We start from the raw sequence: 21,993 nt of genomic DNA, 5'->3' as shown, positions 1-21,993 counted from the left end.
TTTTCAGGGAGACTCAGTCGTCGTAGCCCTCGAACAGGGGCTTCATGGCAGGCAGGAAGTCCAGCGTTGCAAAGTAGTCGCGGGGGGTCTCGGCGCGGCGGATGAGGCGGTGAGAGCCGTCCTCGCAGAGCAGGACCTCGGCGCTGCGGAGCTTGCCGTTGTAGTTGTAGCCCATGGCGGAGCCGTGCGCGCCGGTGTCGTGGATGTAGATCAGGTCGCCGATGTCGATCTTGGGCAGCATCCGGTCAATGGCGAACTTGTCGTTGTTCTCGCACAGGCCGCCGACCACATCGTACTTGTGGTCACAGGGGGCGTTCTCCTTGCCCAGCACGGTGATGTGGTGGTAAGCGCCGTACATGGCGGGGCGCATCAGGTTGGCAGCACAGGCATCCAGACCGATGTACTCCTTGTAGATGTGCTTTTCGTGGATGGCAGTTGCCACCAGCGCACCGTAGGGGCCGGTGGTAAAGCGGCCCATCTCGGTGAAGATGGCCACATCGCCCATCCCTGCGGGCACAAGGATCTCCTCAAACTTCCGGCGCACGCCCTCACCGATGGCCATAATGTCGTTCTCGGTCTGGTCGGGGCGGTAGGGGATGCCCACGCCGCCGGACAGGTTGATGTAACCAATGTGGGCACCGGTGGCCTTCTGCACACGGACCGCCAGCTGGAACAGGATGCCTGCCAGCTCAGGGTAATAGGCATCGGAGATGGTGTTGGAGGCCAGGAAGGCATGGATGCCAAAGTTCTTTGCACCCTTTGCCATCAGCTTCTTGTAGCTGTCGATCATCTGCTCCTCGGTCATGCCGTACTTGGCATCGCCGGGCTTGTCCATGACCTGGAAGCCTTCCTCGCTCTCGCCCAGCTGGAAGGTCCCGCCCGGGTTGTAGCGGCAGAAGATGTTCTCGGGGATCCCGGCCACACGGTCCAGGAAGTCTACCATGGTGGCATCGTCCAGGTTGATGTATGCGCCCAGCTCGTATGCCTTCTTCATGTCCTCCACGGGGGTCTGGTTGGAAGAGAACATGATATCGCTGCCGGTAAAGCCGCAGGCCTCGCTCAGCATCAGCTCGGTCAGGGAGGAGCAGTCCACGCCGCAGCCCTCTTCCTTCAGGATCTGCAGGATGATGGGGTTGGGCAGCGCCTTGACGGCAAAATACTCCCGGAAGCCCTTGTTCCAGCTGAAGGCCTTGTTGATGCGGCGGGCGTTCTCACGGATGCCCTTTTCGTCGTAGACGTGGAACGGGGTGGGCACGTCCTGGATGATCTCCTGGGCCTGCTCTTCGGTCAGAAACGGTCTCTTTTCCATAATATACTTCCCTCTCGTTTTTATAGCGCATACGGCTTTGGAGCCGCAGTTGCGAACGTAGTTTACTCCCTCAGTCTGCTTCGCAGACAGCTCCCTCGGAGAGGGAGCCTGACCGCACGGCAAAGCCTCCCTCCCTGAGGGAGGTGGCATCGCGCCAGCGATGACGGAAGGAGTTTACACCTTTAGATTTTTCCGGGTGGGGGTAAAGGTGGGGATCATTTTTTCCAGCTGATCCACCACGCCCTCGTCGTTGTGCTGGGCGGCAGCGGCAAGATCCTGCAGCTGCTGGTAGAACACGGCCAGGTCGATATCCCGGGGCGATGCCACAAAGATCTTGTTGTGCTCGGTGCGGCGCATCTTGCCCTGCTCCTCGTCCATCATCAGCTCCTCGTAGAGCTTCTCGCCCGGGCGCAGGCCCACGATCTTGATCTCCATATTCACGCCCGGCTCGTAGCCGTAAAAGCGGATGAGCTGCTTGGCCAGATCCATGATCTTGACCGGCTCGCCCATGTCCAGCACATAGATGCTGCCGCCCTCGGCCAGCGCGCCCGCCTGCAGCACCAGCTGGGCCGCCTCGGGAATGGTCATAAAGTAGCGCTCGATGTTGGGGTCGGTGAGGGTGACAGGGCCGCCCTTCTTGATCTGAGCCTCGAACAGCGGGATCACGCTGCCGTGGCTGCCCAGCACGTTGCCAAAGCGGACCGCCACGCACTTCATGTCGGTGTTGCCCGCAAAGGTCTGGATGAGCATCTCACAGATCCGCTTGGTGCAGCCCATCACGCTGGTGGGATTGACCGCCTTGTCGGTGGAAAGCTGAACGAACCGCTCCACGTCGTGCTCGCTGGCGCTGGTGAGCAGGTTCTTGGTACCCAGCACATTGTTCTTCACGGCCTCGGCGGGGCTGATCTCCATCAGCGGCACATGCTTATGGGCCGCTGCATGGAACACCACAGTGGGGTGGTAGGTCTCAAATACCTCGTCCAGCCGCTTTTTATCCCGGATGGAACCGATCAGCACGGTCACGGGGATGTCGCGGCCGTACTTCTGCTGCAGCTCCATCAGCAGCTCGTAGGCGCAGTTCTCGTAGATATCAAAGATCAGCAGCTTGCCGGGCCGGAAGCGCATCACCTGGCGGCAGAGCTCGCTGCCAATGGAGCCGCCGCCGCCCGTCACCAGCACGGTCTTGCCGGTGAGGTAGCCGGAGATCTTCTCGTTGTCCAGCGTGACCTCGTCACGGGAGAGGAAATCGGCGGTGTTCAGCTCACGGAACGCACCCTGCTGGGGGCCGTTGCTGCCCACCAGCTGGGGGTCGCTCAGGATCTGCACCGGGCAGTGGGTGGAAACGCAGAGGTCGATGACATGGTTCAGCCTGCTGCCCCGCAGGGTGGGGATGGCAATGATGATGTTGTGGATGTTGTACTGGGTGCAGAGCTGGGGGATCTGCTCCAGCGTGCCCTTGACCGGCACGCCGTGGATGGTCTGCCCCTGCTTGACCAGGTCATCGTCCACCGCCACAACGGGGTGGCCGTAGCTGCTGTTGGATTTGCAGACATTGATGGCCCAGGCACCGGCCTCGCCCGCGCCCACGATCATCACAGGGCGGTTGGGGTCCTTGTTGGGCACGCCACGCAGCCGTTCGCCGATGGGATGGTTCAGGAAGAGCCGCCATGCCAGACGGCTGCCCCCCACCAGCAGGAAGATGAGGACAGCGGCCATGGCGTTGGCAGAATCGAACAGCACGCCGTGGACGCAGAAATGGTTCACGAAATAGACCACCCCCGTGGGCACGGCGATCATGCCGCCCAGACGGATGAGGTCACGCTCCCCGGCATACTTCCAGAGCACATGGTACAGCCCGCCCGCCAGAAAGCTGAGCAGGTAGAGCGCCACGATCCAGGGCAGGTTCTGGTAGAGCAGGGCACGGTTGTGGGGCCACCAGCTGGCCTCCACCGCGCCGTCGGCCCGGAGCAGCAGGGCAAAGTAAAAGCTGAATATCACGATGGCCGCGTCCAGCAGCACCAGGATCATCCGGCGCAGCAGCACCTGCGGCACAAGCTTCTTTGTTTTCTTCACAAAAATCCTCTTTTACATCGGGGTGGGATCTGTCCGCACCCGTTTTTCCCGGCGTTGCCGGCCACAGGGGCCAAAGCCCCATGCGCCTGTTCCGCCATAATATCCATTGTATTATACTCAATTCTCCCCCCTGTGTCCAGAACAATTCCGATTCTCCGGGCTTTTCTGCCGCTCCCTGCGGGATTTTTCTGTCCGCAGGATAGCCTGCACCTCTTCGCCCAGCCCCAGCGGCCACTGCACGGCAAGGCAGACTGCCGCCATGCCAAAGCCGCCAACGCAGAGCGCCGCCAGCCGGGTGGGCGTGCTCCCGCTGCCCAGCCACCCCGCCAGCAGAGTGCGCAGGCCCTCGCCCGCCCCCGCTGAGACCAGTGCCGCCAGCGCCGGAGCCCCCAGCCACCGCCAGAGCCTGGGCTTCAGCCCGCTGACGTGTAGCAGACGGGCTGTATTCATCTGGCAGGTATAGGCGCTGGACAGCAGGATCACCCACAAAAAGCCCTTCATCCCCCATCTGGGCAGGAGGAGCAGCACCCCCGCAATGCGGAGCACCGCGTCCCACAGGCTGTACCGGAACACGGCCTTCTGCTCCCCCATCCCCTTCATAGCACCGTCCACCATGCTTTCCAGATACATCAGCGGCATGGCCGGGCCCAGCACCCGCAGATAGAACCCGGCCTCCTGGCTGTGGTAGAGCAGCAGGGCCAGCGGCTCGCCCCACACCCAGAACAGCGCCCCCGCCAGCGCCGAGAAGCAACCCGTCAGCCGGAGCATCCGGTCCAGCAGGCAGTCCAGCCGGGCGCGCTCGCCCCGGATGTGGGCCTGGGTGATCTCAGGCATCAGCAGCACTGAAAGGCTCCCCAGCAGCCCGAAGGGAAAGGTGAGCAGAGGCAGGGCCATCCCCTTCAGGCTGCCGTACTGGGCCACCGCGGCACTGCGGCCCCCGGCATCCAGCAGGCAGACCGTCAGGCAGGCGGGCACCAGCATGTTCTCCGCCGTGTGCAGGGCGCTGGCAAGGCACCGCCCGCCCTCCACCGGCCACAGGATCTCCCAGAGCCGCCGGGCAGGGTCGGCAGGCCGTCGGGCCTTTTCTGCGCCGAACGCACGCACCGCCTCCCCACGGTAAAACAGCAGCAGGATGCAGGCCGACACCGCTTCGCTCACCGCCGTAGCGGCCAGCACCGCCGTGCAGCGGGCGCTCACGTCCGGCGCGTTCCCCCATTCCAGCGCGTACCAGATGATCCCGATGCGCACGCTCTGCTCCACCAGCTGGCTCAGCACGTTGGGCTCCACCCGCCGCCGGGCGATAAAGAACCCCCGCAGCACAGCCGAGAGGGCCATCCATGGCATCCCGAAGGCCGATACCCGCAGTGCGCCCGCCGCCCGCACATCTCCCAGCCACCACCGGGCAGCGGCCCCGGCCAGCCCGTACTGCGCCGCCATGGCCGCCGCGCCCAGCAGCAGCCCCGTGCCCGCCAGACGCACCAGCATCCCCCGCGCCTGTGCCCGGCCCCGGGCCAGTTCCTCAGCCATCAGCCGGGTGGCCGCCACCGAGACCCCCGCCGTTGCCAGCGTGACAAAGAGCGCGTAGACCGCCAGCACCAGCTGGTACAGCCCCATCCCCTCGCCGCCCAGGGCGTTGGCCAGATAGATGCGCAGGCCCATCCCGGCCAGCCGCAGCAGGACATCCGCCCCGGTCAGGAGGGCGGCGTTTTTCAGGTAGCTCTGCCCCATGGTATTCCTCCTTCCCCCGCACAGGCGTTCGGTTCAGTGTATGCGGTCTTTCCCGAGCAATATGCACTCTTGTGAAGATGAGCGCCCCTGTGGGTTGTTTCCCACCCGGTTTTATGGTATGATATGGGTTGGTCAAGACGATCTGTCTAATTAAGATAAAGGAGAAAAGGTTAGAGTATGAGCGAAGAATGTACCCATGACTGTTCCACCTGCGGGGCAGCATGTTCTTCCCGCACCGCCGCACCTGAACACGATGCCCCCAACCCCAACAGCAGCGTGAAAAAGGTCATCGGCGTTGTTTCGGGCAAAGGCGGTGTCGGCAAGAGCATGACCAGTGCCCTGCTGGCCTGCGCCATGGCCCGCCGTGGCTACCACTGCGGCATCCTGGATGCCGACATCACCGGCCCGTCCATCCCCAAGCTGTTCGGCATCCATGGCCGTGCCATGGCCGATGAAAAAGGCTGCTGGCCCATCCAGAGCCGGATGGGCATTGATGTGATGAGCATCAACCTGCTGGTCGAGAACGAGGAGGACCCCGTTGTGTGGCGCGGCCCCGTGATCGCCGGTGCGGTCAAGCAGTTCTGGACCGATGTGGTCTGGAAGGACGTGGACTTCCTGTTCGTGGACATGCCTCCGGGAACCGGCGACGTGCCCCTGACCGTGTTCCAGAGCCTGCCCGTGGACGGCATCGTGGTCGTTGCCAGCCCCCAGGAGCTGGTCAGCATGATCGTGGCCAAGGCCGTGAACATGGCCGAGATGATGAAGGTGCCCATGCTGGGCATCGTGGAAAACATGAGCTACATCGTCTGCCCCGACTGCGGCAAGAAGATCAGCGTGTTCGGCGAGAGCCATGTGGATGAGGTGGCCGCAAAGCACGGCCTGCCCGTGCTGGCCAAGTGCCCCATCGATCCCCAGCTGGCTGCCTGCTCCGATGCCGGCATGATCGAGGCCTACCCCGGCCAGTACCTTGAGGGTGCCGCCGATGCCTGCGAGAAGCTGCTGAAGAAGTAAATCATGTACCTGTCCCCCGCCAGCGCCAGCCGCCTGCGGGGGATTTTTTGAATATTCCTGCAGAAAGGAGAACGCAAATGCCGAACGAACTCAAGATCGGCCGGGTGTACCGGCACTTCAAGGGCGACTTTTATCTGGTGGAGGCCGTTGCCAACGATTCCGAAACGGGGGAGCCTTTTGTGGTCTACCGTAAGCTCTACGGGGACGGCGGGCTCTGGCTGCGGCCCCTTGCCATGTTCCTCAGCCCCGTGGACAGGGCAAAATACCCCGATGCCGCGCAGGAATATCGCTTTGAATTGCAGGAGATCCCCAGCGCCGCCGGGCACTGACGCTGTGAAGCGGATTCATTTTTATTTTGGCTTCACTGAAACATTTTCCGATTTCCTCTATTGTAAATCGCTGCACAAAGCTTTATAATGATAAAGCGCTCTGTGATAGTGGGCAGAGCGAGTGTAAATTATGGGAAAAGGAGTATTCTATTATGCTGACGAATGAATACCTGAAGCGCGTTTACGATGGCCTTGCACAGCGCAATGCCAATGAGCCTGAGTTCCTGCAGGCTGTCCGCGAGGTGCTGGAGAGCATCCAGCCCGTGGTGGAGAAGCATCCCGAGTACGAGAAGGCCGGCCTGATCGAGCGTCTGGTCGAGCCCGAGCGCATCATCACCTTCCGTGTGCCCTGGGTCGATGATCAGGGCAAGGTCCAGGTGAACCGCGGCTACCGCGTCCAGTTCAACAGCGCCATCGGCCCCTACAAGGGCGGTCTGCGCTTCCATCCCTCTGTCAACCAGGGCATCCTGAAGTTCCTGGGCTTTGAGCAGACCTTCAAGAACAGCCTGACCACCCTGCCCATGGGCGGCGGCAAGGGCGGCTCTGACTTTGACCCCCATGGCAAGAGCGACATGGAAGTCATGCGTTTCTGCCAGAGCTTTATGACCGAGCTGTACCGCCACATCGGCCAGTTCGTGGACTGCCCCGCCGGTGATATCGGTGTCGGCGGCCGCGAGGTTGGCTACATGTTCGGCCAGTACAAGCGCCTGACCAACAGCTTCCAGGGCGGTATGCTCACCGGCAAGGGCCTGACCTTCGGCGGCTCTCTGGCCCGTACCGAGGCCACCGGCTACGGCCTGTGCTACTTCACCGCCGAGGCTCTGAAGTGTATGCGCAACGACAGCTTTGAGGGCAAGACCGTGGTCATCTCCGGTTCCGGCAATGTTGCCATCTATGCCTGCCAGAAGGCTCAGTCTCTGGGCGCAAAGGTCGTTACCATGTCCGATTCCAACGGCTACGTCTACGACCCCAACGGCATTGATCTGGCTTACGTCAAGGAGCTGAAGGAAGTCCGCCGCGGCCGCATCAAGGAGTATGCCGAGACCCACGCCGGTGTAACCTACGTTGCCGACTGCTCCAAGGTCTGGACTGTCCCCTGCGACATCGCCCTGCCCTGCGCGACCCAGAACGAGATCAACAAGGAGTCCGCTGAGGCTCTGGTCAAGAACGGCTGCACCGTTGTCTGCGAGGGCGCAAACATGCCCAGCACGCCCGAGGCCATCGAGGTCTACCTGTCCAACGGTGTCCTGTACGGACCCGCAAAGGCTGCCAACGCCGGCGGCGTGGCCACCTCCGGCCTGGAGATGAGCCAGAACTCCGAGCGTCTGAGCTGGAGCTTTGAGGAAGTGGATGCCAAGCTGAAGGGCATCATGGAGGGCATCTTCCACGCTTCCTATGACGCTTCCGTTGCCGCCGGTTCCGAGGGCAACCTGATGGTCGGTGCAAACTGCGCCGGTTTCCTGAAGGTGGCCACCGCCATGATGGCACAGGGCATCACCTACTAATTGTTCCAAAGCATTTTCAAGAGCTGCGTTCGCAAGAGCGCGGCTCTTTTTGTATCTATTCGCTGGCCGCATCTCCGGGAGCTTTTCCCGGCGGGTCAACGGACATTCCATGACTGCCCCTCGTGCGGCCTGTATAAAGCCCCGCCAACCCGTCCATACTGACCACATCAAGCGAAGAGAGGGTTCTGAAATGGACGAACAGATGTTTTGTTTTCAATGCGAGCAGGCGGCGCACTGCACTGCCTGTACCGGTAAGGCCGGTGTCTGCGGCAAAAGCGCGGACACGGCAGCGGCGCAGGACCGCCTGACCGGTGCACTCATCTCCTACGCCAGCCAGCTCATCGGCGAGGGGCGGGCCCCCGCCCCGGAACAGGCACTTCTGCTGATGGAAGGGCTGTTCACCACCATCACCAACGTGAACTTCGACCCGCAGACCGTGGACCAGCTGACCGAGAGCATCCATGCGGCCTGCCCCGGCATCGGGTTCGACTACGACATGGCAAACCTCTGGCACGAGCCGGACGAGGACATCCGCAGTCTGAAATCGTTCGTCCTGTTCAGCCTGCGCGGCATGGCAGCGTACAATTACCATGCGCGGGTGCTGGGCCGCATCGACCCGGAGCTGGACCGCTTCTTCTGCGAAGCATTGCAGGCCGTTGGCAGCGAATGCTCCATCGACGCCCTCTGGGCACTGGTACAGAAGACCGGCAAGGCCAGCTACCGCTGCATGGAGCTGCTGGACGCCGCTAACACCGGGGCCTTCGGCCAGCCGGAGCCGGTGGAGGTGCCGCTCGTCATCGAGAAAGGGCCGTTCATCGTCATTTCCGGCCACGACCTCTACGACATGAAGTGCCTGCTGGAGCAGACGGCGGGCAAAGGCATCCACGTCTACACCCACTCGGAAATGCTCCCCGCCCACGGCTACCCGGAGCTGAAGCAGAAGTACCCGCATCTGAAGGGCAACTTCGGTACAGCCTGGCAGAACCAGCAGCGGGAGTTTGAGGACATCCCGGCCCCGATCCTCTTCACCACCAACTGCATCATGCCCCTGCGGGAGAGCTACGCCGACCGGGTGTTCACCACCTCGGTGGTGTCCTATCCCGGTGTCCCGCACATCGGGCCAGAGCGGGATTTCTCCCCCGTCATTGCCAAAGCACTGGAACTAGGGGGCTACCCGGAAGACACCGCCATGCCCGGCATCAACGGCGGGCGCAGCGTCGTGACCGGCTTTGCGCGGAGCGCTGTGCTCTCCCACGCCAATGAGATCGTTGCGGCCGTGAAAAGCGGGCAGATCCGCCATTTCTTCCTGGTGGGCGGCTGTGACGGCACCCGGCCTTCCCGCCGCTACTACACCGAGTTCGCCAAGCTCACCCCGCCCGACACCGTGATCCTGACGCTGGCCTGCGGCAAATTCCGCCTGAACGACCTGGATCTCGGAACCGTGGCGGGCCTGCCCCGCATCCTCGATGTGGGCCAGTGCAACGACGCATACAGCGCCATTCAGATTGCGCTGGCGCTGGCCGATGCGTTCCAGTGCGGCGTCAACGACCTGCCGCTCTCGCTGGTGCTCTGCTGGTTCGAGCAGAAGGCCGTCTGCATCCTCATCGCACTGCTGGCGCTGGGCATCCAGAACATCCGGCTCGGCCCTACCCTGCCCGCCTTCCTCTCGCCGGGCGTGGTGCGCGTTTTGCAGGAAAAGTACAATCTGATGGCCGTCACGACACCGGAGCAGGACCTGAAAGCGATTTTGGGCGAAGGATGAATCCGTTTCATCTCATCATCAAACCGCACAAGATGCGCTGCGATTGTGCTTTCACGTTTGGTGCAACTGTCGCTTGAAAAATTTTCAGCGTTCAGTATAATTATAGGTACCGGAACAAAGGCGTTCCAGAAGGGTGAAGTCTACCCTTCTGGGGCGCTTTTTTTGTTTTCTGTGCAAGAGGCTGCGGATCGTGCCGCGGCCCAGAGGATATTTTGAGAGATAAGGATGGGAAAGGCAATGGATCAATTTACGGAAAACGCCACGCCTCTTGGCCTGTATGACCCTCAGTTCGAGCACGATGCCTGCGGCATCGGCGCTGTGGTGGACATCAAGGGCCGCAAGAGCCATCAGACGGTCAGCGATGCCCTGAGCATCGTGGAGCGTCTGGAGCACCGCGCCGGTAAGGATGCCGAGGGCAAGACCGGCGACGGCGTGGGCATCATGCTGCAGATCAGCCACAAGTTCTTCTCCAAGGTGGCCGATGAGCTGAACATCAGCCTGGGCAACGAGCGGGAATACGGTGTCGGCATGTTCTTCTTCCCCCAGAACGAGCACCTGCGGGCACAGGCCATGAAGCTGTTTGAGCTGGTCACCCGCAAGGAGGGGCTTGAGTTTCTGGCATGGCGCAGGGTGCCGGTAGACCCCGATGCCGTGGGCCAGAAAGCCCGGGACTGTATGCCCTCCATCTGGCAGTGCTTCATCAAAAAGCCTGCCCGTGTGAGCAAGGGCATTGATTTTGACCGCAGGCTCTACATCATCCGCCGGGTGTTCGAGCAGGCCAGCAACGGCACCTATGTGCCCAGCCTGTCCAGCCGCACCATCGTCTACAAGGGCATGTTCCTGGTGCACGATCTGCGCCTGTTCTACCTTGACCTGCAGGACGAGGATTATGAGTCCGCCATTGGCATGGTGCACAGCCGCTTTTCTACCAACACCAACCCCAGCTGGATGCGTGCCCACCCCAACCGGTTCATCCTGCACAACGGCGAGATCAACACCATCAAGGGCAACACCGATGCCATGCTGGCCCGTGAGGAGAGCATCGAGAGCCCCATCCTGCAGGACGACATGAACAAGATCCTGCCCATCATCAACACCTCCGGCTCGGACTCCGCCATGCTGGACAACGCGCTGGAGTTCATGGTGATGAACGGCATGGATCTGCCTCTGGCTGTGATGATCACCATCCCCGAGCCCTGGGAAAACAACAAGAACATCAGCCAGAAAAAGCGCGATTTCTACCAGTATTACGCCACCATGCTGGAGCCCTGGGACGGCCCCGCCGCCATCCTCTTCTCCGACGGCGACGTGGTGGGCGCGGTGCTGGACCGCAACGGTCTGCGCCCCAGCCGCTACTATATCACCAAGGATGGCCGGATGATCCTGTCCTCCGAGGTGGGCGTGCTGCCCTGCGCCCCGGACAACATCCTGATGAAAGACCGCCTGCGCCCCGGCAAAATGCTGCTGGTGGATACCGTCAAGGGCGAGGTCGTGGATGACGAGAAGCTGAAGGAATACTACGCCAGCCGTGAGCCCTACGGCGAGTGGATCGACCGGAATCTGGTCCGGCTGAAGGACCTGAAGATTCCCAACATCAAAGTCCCCAGCTACACCGGCGAGGAGCTGACCCGCCTGCAGAAGGTCTTTGGCTACAAATACGAGGAAATCAAGGAGCTGATCCTGCCCATGGCCCGGGCCGGTGCCGAGCCTTCCGGAGCCATGGGCACCGACACCCCGCTGGCTGTCCTGAGTGACCAGCACCCCCCGCTGTTCAACTACTTCAAGCAGCGGTTCGCACAGGTCACCAACCCGCCCATCGATGCCATCCGTGAGAAGGTGGTCACCTCCACCAGCGTCTATGTGGGTGCCCACGGCAACCTGCTGGAGGACAAGCCCGAGAACTGCAAGGTGCTCAAGGTGCAGAACCCCATCCTGACCAGCACCGATCTGCTCAAGATCAAGCACATGAACGTGCCCGGCTTCAAGACCGCCACGGTGTCCATCAATTACTATAAGAACACCAGCCTGGAAAAAGCCATCGACCGCGTATTTCTGGAGGTGGACCGCGCCTACAAGGACGGTGCCAACATCATCATCCTCTCTGACCGCGACATCGACGAGTACCATGTTTCCATCCCCAGCCTGCTGGCCGTTTCTGCCGTGTCCCAGTACCTCATCCGCACCAAGAAGAGCACGGCCATGGCCCTCATCCTTGAGAGCGCCGAGCCCCACGAGGTGCACCACTTTGCCACCCTGCTGGGCTACGGTGCCTGCGCCGTCAACCCCTATCTGGCCCACGACACCATTGCCCAGCTCATCGACGAGGGTCTGCTGGACAAGGATTACTACGCCGCCGTGGATGACTACAACAAGGCTGTGCTGAACGGCATCGTGAAGATCGCCTCCAAAATGGGCATCTCCACCATCCAGAGCTACCAGAGCAGCCAGATCTTTGAGGCGGTCGGCATCTCCAAGGATGTCATCGACAAGTACTTCACCGGCACGGTCAGCCGTGTGGGCGGCATCGGTCTGGAGGACATTCAGGCGGATGTGGAAGCTGCCCACAACGCCGCCTTTGACCCGCTGGGTTTGGATATCAACATGGAGCTGGCCGACGGCGGTGCCCACAAGTTCCGCAGCGGCAAGGAAGAACACCTCTTCACCCCGCAGACCATCCATCTGTTCCAGAAAGCCTGCTTCACGGGCGACTACAAGGCCTTCAAAGACTTCACCCGCACCGTGGACAACATGGGTGCCGAGGGCATGCACCTGCGCAGTCTGCTGGACTTCAGCTATGATCCCAACGGCGGCATCCCCCTTGAGGAGGTGGAGCCCGTCAGCTCCATCGTCAAGCGGTTCAAAGCCGCTGCCATGAGCTACGGTGCCCTGAGCAGCGAGGCCCACGAGACCATCGCCATCGCCCTGAATCGTCTGGGCGGCCGGAGCAACACCGGTGAGGGCGGTGAGCCCGAGGAGCGCTACCAGAGCGAGAGCAACTCCAAGATCAAGCAGGTGGCCTCAGCCCGCTTTGGTGTGACCAGCAAGTATCTGGTCTCCGCCGAAGAGATCCAGATCAAGCTGGCACAGGGTGCAAAGCCCGGCGAGGGCGGCAACCTGCCCGGTGCCAAGGTCTACCCCTGGATCGCCAAGACCCGCCACAGTACCACCGGCGTGGGCCTGATCTCTCCCCCGCCCCACCACGACATCTACTCCATCGAGGATCTGGCCGAGCTGATCTATGACCTGAAGAACGCCAACCGCCACGCCAACATCAACGTAAAGCTGGTCAGCGAGGCCGGTGTCGGCACCATTGCCGCCGGTGTTGCCAAGGGCGGCGCACAGGTCATCCTTGTCTCCGGTTACGACGGCGGCACCGGTGCAGCCCCCCGCACCTCCATCAAGAATGCAGGCCTGCCCTGGGAGCTGGGCATCGCCGAGACCCACCAGACCCTGATCCTGAACGGCCTGCGCAGCCGCGTCCGCATTGAGAGCGATTCCAAGCTGCTCTCCGGCCGCGATGTTGCCATCAGCTGTATGCTGGGCGCTGAGGAGTTCGGCTTCGGCACCTCCCTGCTGATGTGCGAGGGCTGCGTGATGATGCGTGTCTGCAACCTGGACACCTGCCCCATGGGCATCTGCACCCAGAACCCCGAGCTGCGCAAGCGGTTCAAGGGCAAGCCCGAGTATATCATCAACTACCTGACCTTTGTGGCTCAGGAGCTGCGGGAGTACATGGCCAAGCTGGGCGTGCGTACCATCGATGAGCTGGTGGGCCGCACCGACCTGCTCCATGTCAAGCCCAGTGCTGCCGGCAGCCGTGCCGCCAAGATGAATCTGGACTGCATCCTGCACAACCCGGCCATTGCAAACAGCAATGTCCACTTTGTGCCTGCCGACACCTATGACTTCCACCTTGAGAACACCCTCGACATGAAGGTGCTGATGAAGAAGTTCAAGCTGGGCAGCAAGGCACCCCAGAGTGTCCGGCTGGAGGTCTCCAACACCGACCGCGCCCTGGGTGCCATCTTTGGCAGCGAGATCACCCGCAAGTACGGCAGCTCCCTGCCCGACGATGTCTACACCGCCGAGTGCATCGGCGCAGGCGGCCAGAGCTTTGGCGCGTTCATCCCCAAGGGCCTGACCCTCAGCCTGACCGGCGACTGCAACGACTACATGGGCAAGGGCCTGTCCGGCGGCAAGATCATCGTCCGCCCGCCCGAGGGCATCGGCTACAAGCCCGAGGAAAACATCATCACCGGCAACGTGGCCCTTTACGGTGCCACCAGCGGCAAGGCCTTCGTCTCCGGCGTGGCCGGTGAGCGCTTCTGCGTCCGCAACAGCGGCGCGACCGCCGTTGTCGAGGGCGTGGGAGACCACGGCTGTGAGTACATGACCGGCGGCACTGTCGTGGTTCTGGGCCAGACCGGCAAGAACTTCGCAGCCGGCATGACCGGCGGCGTGGCCTACGTTCTGGACGAGAACTGGGATTTCTACCAGCGGGTCAACAAGGAGACCGTGAGCCTGGAGCCTGTGGAGCACAAGTACGATGTTGCTGCCCTGAAGGAGCTCATCCGCGAGCATGTGGAAGCCACCGGCTCCCCCCGCGGCAAGGAGATCCTGGACAACTTCAGCGAGTACCTGCCCAAGTTCAAGAAAGTCCTCCCCTACGATTACGACCGGATGCTCCGGGTCATCGCTTCCATGGAGGAGCGCGGCCTGGACGGCGAACAGGCACAGATCGAAGCATTCTACGCTGTGCAGAAGAAGAAGTAAGGAGGGCTGGATCATGGGCAAGATCACTGGATTTATGGATTACACGCGCAAGACCAGCACGGATGTCCCGCCGCTGGAGCGCATTGAAAATTTCAACGAGTTTCACGTCTGGCTCTCCCGCGAGGAGCAGCAGACCCAGGCCGCCCGCTGCATGGACTGCGGCGTGCCCTTCTGCCAGGCCGGCATGATGATCGGCGGCATGGCATCGGGCTGCCCGCTGAACAACCTGATCCCCGAGTGGAACGACCTGGTCTATCAGGGCAAGTGGGAGCTGGCGCTCCACCGCCTGCGCGCCACTAACCGCTTCCCGGAGTTCACCAGCCGGGTCTGCCCCGCCCTGTGCGAGGCCGCCTGCACCTGCGGTGATGTGACCGGCAGCAGCGTGACCGTGCGTGAGAACGAGCACGCCATCGTGGAAACGGGCTACGCCAAGGGCTGGCTCCACGCCGCCCCTCCCCCGGCCCGCACCGGCAAGAGCGTGGCCGTCATCGGCAGCGGCCCGGCCGGTCTTTCGGTGGCCGAGTACCTGAACATCCGGGGCCACGCCGTCACCGTGTTTGAGCGCGCCGACCGCGTGGGCGGCCTGCTGATGTACGGCATCCCCAACATGAAGCTGGACAAATCCGTCATCGAGCGCCGCATCAAGATCATGCAGGCCGAGGGCGTGGAGTTCCGCACCAGCATGGATGTGGGCGGTGCCGTGGATGCCGAGAGCATCCTGAACAGCTACGATGCCGTGGTGCTCTGCTGCGGTGCCAAAAAGGCCCGTGACCTGAACGTTCCGGGCCGGGATGCCAACGGCGTGCATTTTGCCGTGGATTACCTCACCAGCGTGACAAAGAGCCTGCTGGACAGCAAATTTGCCGACGGCAGGGCCATTGATGCCAAGGGCAAGAACGTTCTGGTCATCGGCGGCGGCGACACCGGCAACGACTGCCAGGGCACGGCCCTGCGGCAGGGCTGCACTGATCTGGTGGCTCTGGAAATGATGCCGCAGCCTCCCAAGGAGCGTGCCGCCAGCAACCCCTGGCCCGAGTGGCCCCGGGTGCTCAAGGTGGACTACGGCCAGACCGAGTGCATGGCAAAGTTCGGCAAGGACCCCCGTGTCTACCAGACCACGGTCAAAGAATTCCTCAAGGACGATGCAGGCAACCTGACCGCTGCCGTCATCTCCTACCTCAAGCCCGAGCGTGACCCCGAGACCGGCCGCACCAACATGGTGCCCACCGGCGAGGAGTTCACCTACAACTGTGAGCTGGCCTTCATTGCCGCCGGTTTCGTGGGCTGTGAGAGCTATGTGGCCGATGCCTTCGGTGTCAGCCTGACCGGCCGCGGCTGTGTGGACACCGACCACTTCCGCACCAACGTGGACAAGGTGTTTGCCTGCGGCGATATGCGCCGGGGCCAGAGCCTTGTCGTCTGGGGCCTGCGCGAGGGCCGCGACTGCGCCGCCGAGGTAGACCGCTACCTCATGGGCTACACCAACCTGTAAGCCCGCATCCCGGCCATTACTGAACCATTCTCTTTCCTATCCTAAACAAGCCAGAGCGGAAGCTTCCTCCATGGGGCTTCCGCTCTGGCTTTTCCTGTGGATATCGACCTGCATCAAAAAAGCGGCCTGCCGAAGAGGGCAGGCCGCTTTGCGTTCAATCTTCTCTCTTCAATTCTTCTTGCAGCAGCCGTTTGAACAAAACCGGGTAATTACTTGCACCATGCACGATATGGTAGACGAACACAGTATCCACAATCAGCCGATAGACGCAGAGATACTGCCCGGCGATCACATAGCGATAGCCGCTTTTCAGCAGTTCGGCATCTCTTGGAAGCGAACCCGACAGCGGGAAACGTTCCAACCGCGAAAGAGAATCCAAGATTCGATCCGTGATTTTTCGGGCAGAATTCGGCCCTACCAGATTCATGTGAAGCTCTGCGATTGCTTCCAGTTCCCGCTGTGCCGACTCCAGAATTTCGATCTTAGCCACGACGATAGATCTCCTCCAGCCGTTTTCTGGAATCCTCCAGCGTGTAAGCCGGAGCACCAGCAAGCCTTCCCTGTTCCGCTGCTTCCAGCTTTGCCCGGAGTTTCAACGCCTCTTCCCGCTGTTCAAATGCTTCAATGCTCATCACAACAAGGTCACCCTCTCCATTTTTTGTAATGTAGATTGGCTCGCCCGCTCCGTGCGCCAGATTTGAAATGGAACCGTAGTCATTGCGAAGCGCCGTAGACGACTTAATAATCATAGTGCGCACCCCCCTGAATGATTCTAATATAATTCTATCAGAATCATTCATTTTCTTCAAGCGTTCTCATCAAAAAGCGGCCCGCCCTCTCCGGCAGGCCGCTTTGCGTCAATCCGTATCGTATTCGGTACCGGCCCCACCGGTCGGCGGCTCCGTCTGCGCGGCAGACGGTGTGGTACCGGCAGAAGGAGTCGTGGTCTCGGGCGGGGTGGCGGGCACCTCGGCCTCGACCTCTGCCGCCATATAGACGATGATGGTCGAGCCGACCTCCACCATGGCACCGGGCTCCTCACTGCAATAGGCCACACAGCCCGAAACATAGGAGCCATCGTTATAAATGGGATAGAAGCTCGCATTCAGCCCCACCTGCGCCAGCTGCTGCTCCGCGCCATCCCGGGTAAAGCCTGCCACGTTGGGCATCTCCACCATCTGCGGGCCGCGGCTGACCACCAGATCGATGGTGCTGCCCTCTTCGATGACCTCCCCGGCTTCGGGGGTCTGACGGATGATCTTGCCCTTTTCCACAGTATCACTGTATTCCATGGTCACATAGAACAGGTAATCCCCGGCATAGCTGTTGTTGTTGCGCACCTGCGAATCGTAGTCCATCCCCACAAAGTCAGGGGCCAGATTCACCGGCTCTGTCACCAGCGAGCTGGCCGGTTCGGAGGCCGGAGTGGATTCAGCAGGCTTTGCGGTGTGCAGCCCCTGATTCACCAGCCCCCACACGATGAGCAATGTCAGGATGGCCAGCAGGATCAGGATGGCCGCCAGCAGGTTGCGCAGGCTGAGGATATGCTTTTTCCGTTCCTCCTCCTCGGTGGACTGAGGGCGCGGCGCGGCCTGCTGCAGAGTCTGGGTAAGCTCCGTGGTATACTCCTGGCTGCTCAGTGCCCGGAACAGCTGGGGCACAGTCTGGATGCGCTCGGCAGGACTGAGCTGCAAGCCCATCCAAAGCACATCCGAAACATACTCCGGCACCGCCCGTTCCAGCGTGCGGGCGCGGGGGTTGGAGTCCGACACCAGCCTCTGTGCCGCAGGAACAGGGCTCTGCCCGCAGACCATCCGGTAGACCACGGCGGCAAGGCTGTATTCGTCGGTGTAACGGCCCTCGAATTCGGTGGTGGAATACTGCTCCGGTGCCGAGTAGCCCTCGTACAGCTGCTCGTGCAGGCCGCTGCCCGCCGTGCGCAGCCCCACGGTGGCGTAGCCCGTCAGGCGTGCCCGGCCGTTTTCCAGCACCCGGATGTTTTCCGGGCAGATGCCCCGGTGCACCAGCCCCACCTGATGCATGGCCGCCACGCCGTCAAACACAGGCTGCAGCATATTGCGGGCCGTCTCCGCTGAAACCGGGCTAGGGCGCTCATCCAGCCACTGCTGCAGCGGGATGCCGCCGGGGTTTTCCATCACAGCGTAGACGGTGTTGTTCTCCTCGAACACGTCCAGTACAGCCTCCAGACCGTTTGCGGGGGTGATGCGCTGGATGGAGCGGTAGAGATCGGCAAAGTCCATCCGGGTGGTCTTGAACAGCACCTCGCTGCCCAGCTTGGGCCGGAGCAGCGCGTCCGTGCCCCGCTCCGCCGACAGCGTCAGGGGCATATACTCCTTGATGGTCACCCGGAACCGCCCGACGTTCTCCACGCCCCGGTACAGGATGCCCTCGCCGTCGATGCTCTGCATCTCGCCCACGGTATACCGTCCGGCCAACAGCGTGCCCACCGGCAGGCTGCCCGCCGGGTTGCGCCCGGCCAGTACCCCGCCGCAGTGCGGGCACACCGACACCCGGCTCTCCAGCTCACCCATGCAGTACGGGCAGATGCGTTTTGCTTCCATGTGCGCCACCTCGTTTCTTCGTGGTCTGTTTCAGATCATTGTACCATATTTGCCCCCGCCGCGCAATCGGCAAAGCAAAAAAGCGCCGCCCTCTGAGTTTTTTCACAGGGGGCAGCGCTCAATTCGCACCAATATCAGCAGTAGAACTTCGATTCACCAAACACATCATTCCACTGTGCCACAATGTAGCTTGAACGGCTTTCCAGAACATCTACAATTGCGTTCAACGTTCTGGCAGGAATCTTCGAGTTATTGTTGGCCACAATACAACCTCCCGCTTCCGTAATCCAGATCTTTGTTGCACTGGCATTCGGAACACCCTTTGCAACATGGACATGAACCGGTTCCAGCGGTGCACCTTCATTGCTCCAGAAGAAAATCACATAACCGAACAGCCGGAACAGACTAGGCACTTTCGATCCCCCCCTCATGCGAGAAGCGGATCAGAAGATGTGCCGTTGATTTGACCAGCTCTTTCAGGCTCGCCATCTCCATTTCAGAATAGCCATTATTGGTCCACAAATACCCCGGCAGAATACAGGTCGCCGACTTAAAGCCGTTTTCTACAGGTGTTTCAATCTGTACCTTTACCTGCTCCTGATTGCCATTCTGAATTGGCGAGGAATAAACGATTTCCGTCCCATCATTCAAGGTCATAAAAGGATAAAGCATCCGAACACCCTCTTTCTTAAAAGAAGTATACCATGAAATCCAGAAAGTTTCAATTATCGATAAATATCATCGCCGAGGCTGGTTCTAAACACTTAAGGGCGGAGGAGATGATCGTGGTTGCCTGCTGATGCTTTTCCGCCATGTAAAAAGCCGCTCTTTGTGCATCACAACACAAAAAGCGGCTTCATTACGTTCCTTATTCAGGCCTGCGGAGCATTATTCCGGCAGGTCCTCTTCGTTCTCGAGGCTGTGCCAGACGTTCTGGACATCGTCGTTGTCCTCCAGGGCATCCAGCAGCTTGCCCATTGCCTTGAGCTGATCGGGGTCGGTCAGGCGGGTAGTGGTCATGGGGACCATGGCCAGGTCGTCGCTCAGGATCTCGTAGCCCTTCTCTTCCATGGCCTTGACCACAGCGGAGTAGTTCTCGGGATCGGTGGTGATCTCAGCAGCCTCTTCGCCTGCATCAAAGTCCTCAGCACCGGCATCCAGAGCGTCCATCATAGCCTCGTCGGCATCCTTATCCTCCAGAGAGATGTCAATGACACCCTTCTGGCTGAACAGGAAGGCCACACAGCCCATAGCGCCCAGGTTGCCGCCGTTCTTGTCGAAGTAGTGGCGCAGGTCGGCAGCGGTACGGTTGCGGTTGTCGGTCAGGGTCTCCACCATGACAGCAACGCCGCCGGGGCCGTAGCCCTCGTAGGTGATGGCCTCGAACTCGGTCTTGTCGCCGCCCTCAGCCTTCTTGATGATGCGCTGGATATTATCGTTGGGCACGCTCATGCGCTTTGCCTTGGCGATCAGGTCTGCCAGCTTGCTGTTGGAAGCCGGGTTGGGGCCGCCGTCACGGACGGCAACGCTGATCTCGCGGCCGATCTTGGTAAAGACCTTTGCTCTTGCGCCATCGGTCTTTTCCTTCTTGCGCTTAATGTTGTTCCATTTGCTATGTCCAGACATGGGAACCTCCTAAAGTTTTATCGAAATCTCCGCCTGCGGGCAGACGGGCTGTGGTCGCCCGCTTGTGGCAGCACACAAAATCTAACTCTATTATTGTAGCACAATCACGAATCCCATTCAAGGGCTCCGGGCGTGTTTTTCGCTTGTTCGTGTTGGAAAACCGGCTTTTCAGGCCGGTTTACAGCAACCGCAGGGCCTTGGGGTAATGGTTTTTGACCCGTCCGCCCGACACCTTGCCGCCGCCCATGGGGCAGCCATCCACGGTCACGCAGCACCAGCCATCGGCGGCAGTGTCCGCGGCGATCTCACGGCCGGAAAGGTACTCCGTTACCCGCGGGTCGGCAAGAGTCAGTGCTTCACGGTTGGTGCAGAGCGCGCCGAATGCCGTGAACAGGTGGTGCTCCGGCACAAAACGGCCCTTCTGCACGCTGCCCACGAACACCCCCGCCCGCAGGACATGCAGTCCCGTCTGCGGGAAGGGCACGGGCAGCAGAACGCTGCCGCCATGCACCACGGCAGGGCGGTCCGCCAGCGCCGGGAAATACTGCCGGGCAAACTCCTGCCATGCAGCAAGGCTCTGGGCCGGGGTGGCCTCCCCTGTCCCGGCATCCCGGCTGCGGGCGCTGCGGCCCTGCACCGCCTCCCGCAGGGCACGGCTGCTCTCCCGGCGGGCACTGCGGGCATCCGGGGCCTTGGCAGGCTTGCCGCCCTTGCTTCCCTTCTGCTTTTTGCTCTGCTCTGCGGCAGCAGCCAGCCAGAGCTCTTCCTCTGCCGTATAGGTTCCGGGGGCAGGCAGCGCCCGCGGCGTGCCAGCCTTGACCAGACGGGCAATAAAATGCCCCTCGCCGCCCTGACAGGGCCAGATCCGGCGCACCTTGCTCACATCCAGCGGCAGGCCGCCGGTGCGGTTTGCCTCACCCGGGCTGCCAAAGCTGTAATCCACATTGCCGAACACATCGGCCAGCGTGAACTCCGGGTGGCGCTGCAAAAACGCCGCCACCTGTCCCTCGTCCTCTTCCGGGGCAAAGGTGCAGGTGGAGTAGATCATCTCGCCGCCGGGGGCCAGGCAGGCCGCTGCGTTGTCCAGGATCTGTGCCCCCAGTGCGGCGCACTGCTTTACCAGCGCTTCACAATGCTGGGTCACAGCCACGGCTTCCTTGCGGAACATCCCCTCGCCGGAGCAGGGCGCATCCACGAGAACACGGTCAAAAAACTCCGGCAGAGCAGCGGCAATGCGGCCGGTGTCCTCGTTCAGCACCACGGCGTTGGGCACGCCCATCCGCTCCAGATTGCTCCGGAGCACCTCGGCGCGGGCGGCAACGAACTCGTTGCTCACCAGCAGCCCCTGCCCGCCCAGCGCTGCCGCCAGCTGGCTGCTCTTGCCGCCGGGGGCCGCGCAGGTATCCAGCACCCGCATCCCGGGCCGGACCCCCAGCAGGGGCGCGGCACTGGAAGCGGAAGGCTCCTGCGAGTAGAACACGCCCGCATGGTGGTAGGGGTGCCGCCCGGGCTTGAAGGCGGGGTCCTGCACCACAAAGCCCGCCTTGCAGAAGGGCGAGGGCTCCACCGGAAAATCTGCCTGCGCGGCAAACTGCTCCGGCGCAGCACGCAGGGCCGAGACCGTCACGCCCCGGGCAGCAGTCTCCTGCGGGGCGGCATAGAGAGCATCGAACCGGTCGCCCAGCAGAGCGCGCTCCCGGCGCTCAAAATATTCCGTAGGCATGAAAGCTTATCCTCCCATGAATAAAGCCGCCGTTCGCGGCAAAACTAAGGCTGTGAGGGAAAGCCCCCTCACGAAAGGAG

General features: G+C 61.7%; 16 protein-coding genes. 6 read left to right on the top strand and 10 right to left on the bottom strand.

What is annotated here, in order from left to right:
- Positions 1–13 precede the first annotated feature (13 nt).
- The 3 genes from J3352_RS00950 to J3352_RS00940 form a co-directional block, all read right to left on the bottom strand.
- The gene (locus J3352_RS00950) at positions 14–1,309 is read right to left on the bottom strand and encodes a diaminopimelate decarboxylase (protein WP_035394396.1); all 1,296 of its coding nucleotides are present in this window, start codon (positions 1,307–1,309) and stop codon (positions 14–16) included.
- Between the two features lie 174 nt (positions 1,310–1,483).
- Positions 1,484–3,382, bottom strand: a complete 1,899-nt coding sequence (locus J3352_RS00945) for a nucleoside-diphosphate sugar epimerase/dehydratase (protein ID WP_005933885.1) — start codon at positions 3,380–3,382, stop codon at positions 1,484–1,486.
- Positions 3,383–3,499: 117 nt separating this feature from the next.
- A complete protein-coding gene (locus tag J3352_RS00940; RefSeq protein ID WP_156066173.1) occupies positions 3,500–5,110 on the bottom strand; it encodes a polysaccharide biosynthesis C-terminal domain-containing protein in 1,611 nt (536 codons plus the stop codon).
- Between the two features lie 177 nt (positions 5,111–5,287).
- Between J3352_RS00940 and J3352_RS00935 the strand changes: the two genes are divergently transcribed.
- From J3352_RS00935 to J3352_RS00910, 6 genes are all read left to right on the top strand, one after another.
- The gene (locus tag J3352_RS00935) at positions 5,288–6,121 is read left to right on the top strand and encodes an Mrp/NBP35 family ATP-binding protein (protein ID WP_154276326.1); all 834 of its coding nucleotides are present in this window, start codon (positions 5,288–5,290) and stop codon (positions 6,119–6,121) included.
- 77 nt (positions 6,122–6,198) lie between these two features.
- Positions 6,199–6,450, top strand: a complete 252-nt coding sequence (locus tag J3352_RS00930; protein ID WP_005933896.1) for a DUF1653 domain-containing protein — start codon at positions 6,199–6,201, stop codon at positions 6,448–6,450.
- Between the two features lie 152 nt (positions 6,451–6,602).
- Positions 6,603–7,955: an NADP-specific glutamate dehydrogenase gene (gene gdhA / locus J3352_RS00925; RefSeq protein ID WP_005933898.1), complete on the top strand. Its 1,353-nt coding sequence runs from the start codon at positions 6,603–6,605 to the stop codon at positions 7,953–7,955.
- Positions 7,956–8,145: 190 nt separating this feature from the next.
- A complete protein-coding gene (gene hcp, locus J3352_RS00920; RefSeq protein WP_005933900.1) occupies positions 8,146–9,717 on the top strand; it encodes a hydroxylamine reductase in 1,572 nt (523 codons plus the stop codon).
- Between the two features lie 237 nt (positions 9,718–9,954).
- Positions 9,955–14,490, top strand: a complete 4,536-nt coding sequence (gltB, locus tag J3352_RS00915) for a glutamate synthase large subunit (protein ID WP_156061380.1) — start codon at positions 9,955–9,957, stop codon at positions 14,488–14,490.
- A gap of 13 nt (positions 14,491–14,503) precedes the next feature.
- Positions 14,504–15,982 (top strand): glutamate synthase subunit beta, encoded by a 1,479-nt coding sequence (locus J3352_RS00910; protein ID WP_097786419.1) that lies wholly within the window; start codon positions 14,504–14,506, stop codon positions 15,980–15,982.
- Between the two features lie 154 nt (positions 15,983–16,136).
- Here the strand turns inward: J3352_RS00910 and J3352_RS00905 are convergent, their stop codons facing one another.
- The 7 genes from J3352_RS00905 to J3352_RS00875 form a co-directional block, all read right to left on the bottom strand.
- Complete coding sequence (locus tag J3352_RS00905; protein ID WP_005933915.1) at positions 16,137–16,472, bottom strand: type II toxin-antitoxin system RelE/ParE family toxin; 336 nt, start codon at positions 16,470–16,472, stop codon at positions 16,137–16,139.
- The gene (locus tag J3352_RS00900) at positions 16,465–16,731 is read right to left on the bottom strand and encodes a type II toxin-antitoxin system Phd/YefM family antitoxin (RefSeq protein ID WP_005933918.1); all 267 of its coding nucleotides are present in this window, start codon (positions 16,729–16,731) and stop codon (positions 16,465–16,467) included. The genes J3352_RS00905 and J3352_RS00900 overlap by 8 nt, the downstream gene beginning before the upstream one ends.
- A 108-nt stretch (positions 16,732–16,839) precedes the next feature.
- Complete coding sequence (locus J3352_RS00895; protein WP_097772282.1) at positions 16,840–18,564, bottom strand: PASTA domain-containing protein; 1,725 nt, start codon at positions 18,562–18,564, stop codon at positions 16,840–16,842.
- 134 nt (positions 18,565–18,698) lie between these two features.
- Positions 18,699–18,977, bottom strand: coding sequence for a DUF4160 domain-containing protein (locus J3352_RS00890; protein ID WP_156066177.1), 279 nt, complete (start codon positions 18,975–18,977; stop codon positions 18,699–18,701).
- Positions 18,970–19,236, bottom strand: coding sequence for a hypothetical protein (locus J3352_RS00885; protein WP_154276333.1), 267 nt, complete (start codon positions 19,234–19,236; stop codon positions 18,970–18,972). Before J3352_RS00885 ends, J3352_RS00890 begins: the two co-directional genes overlap by 8 nt.
- A gap of 216 nt (positions 19,237–19,452) precedes the next feature.
- Entirely contained in the window at positions 19,453–20,190 is a 738-nt protein-coding gene (locus J3352_RS00880; protein ID WP_005933929.1) for a YebC/PmpR family DNA-binding transcriptional regulator, read from the bottom strand.
- A gap of 178 nt (positions 20,191–20,368) precedes the next feature.
- Entirely contained in the window at positions 20,369–21,913 is a 1,545-nt protein-coding gene (locus J3352_RS00875) for an RsmB/NOP family class I SAM-dependent RNA methyltransferase (RefSeq protein ID WP_097772283.1), read from the bottom strand.
- Positions 21,914–21,993 lie beyond the last annotated feature (80 nt).

The organism is Faecalibacterium sp. Marseille-Q4164, from assembly GCF_017377545.1.
Lineage (GTDB): Bacteria > Bacillota > Clostridia > Oscillospirales > Ruminococcaceae > Faecalibacterium > Faecalibacterium duncaniae.
Note: the sequence above shows the minus strand (reverse complement) of the source record. Positions and strands in the feature narration are given on the sequence as shown.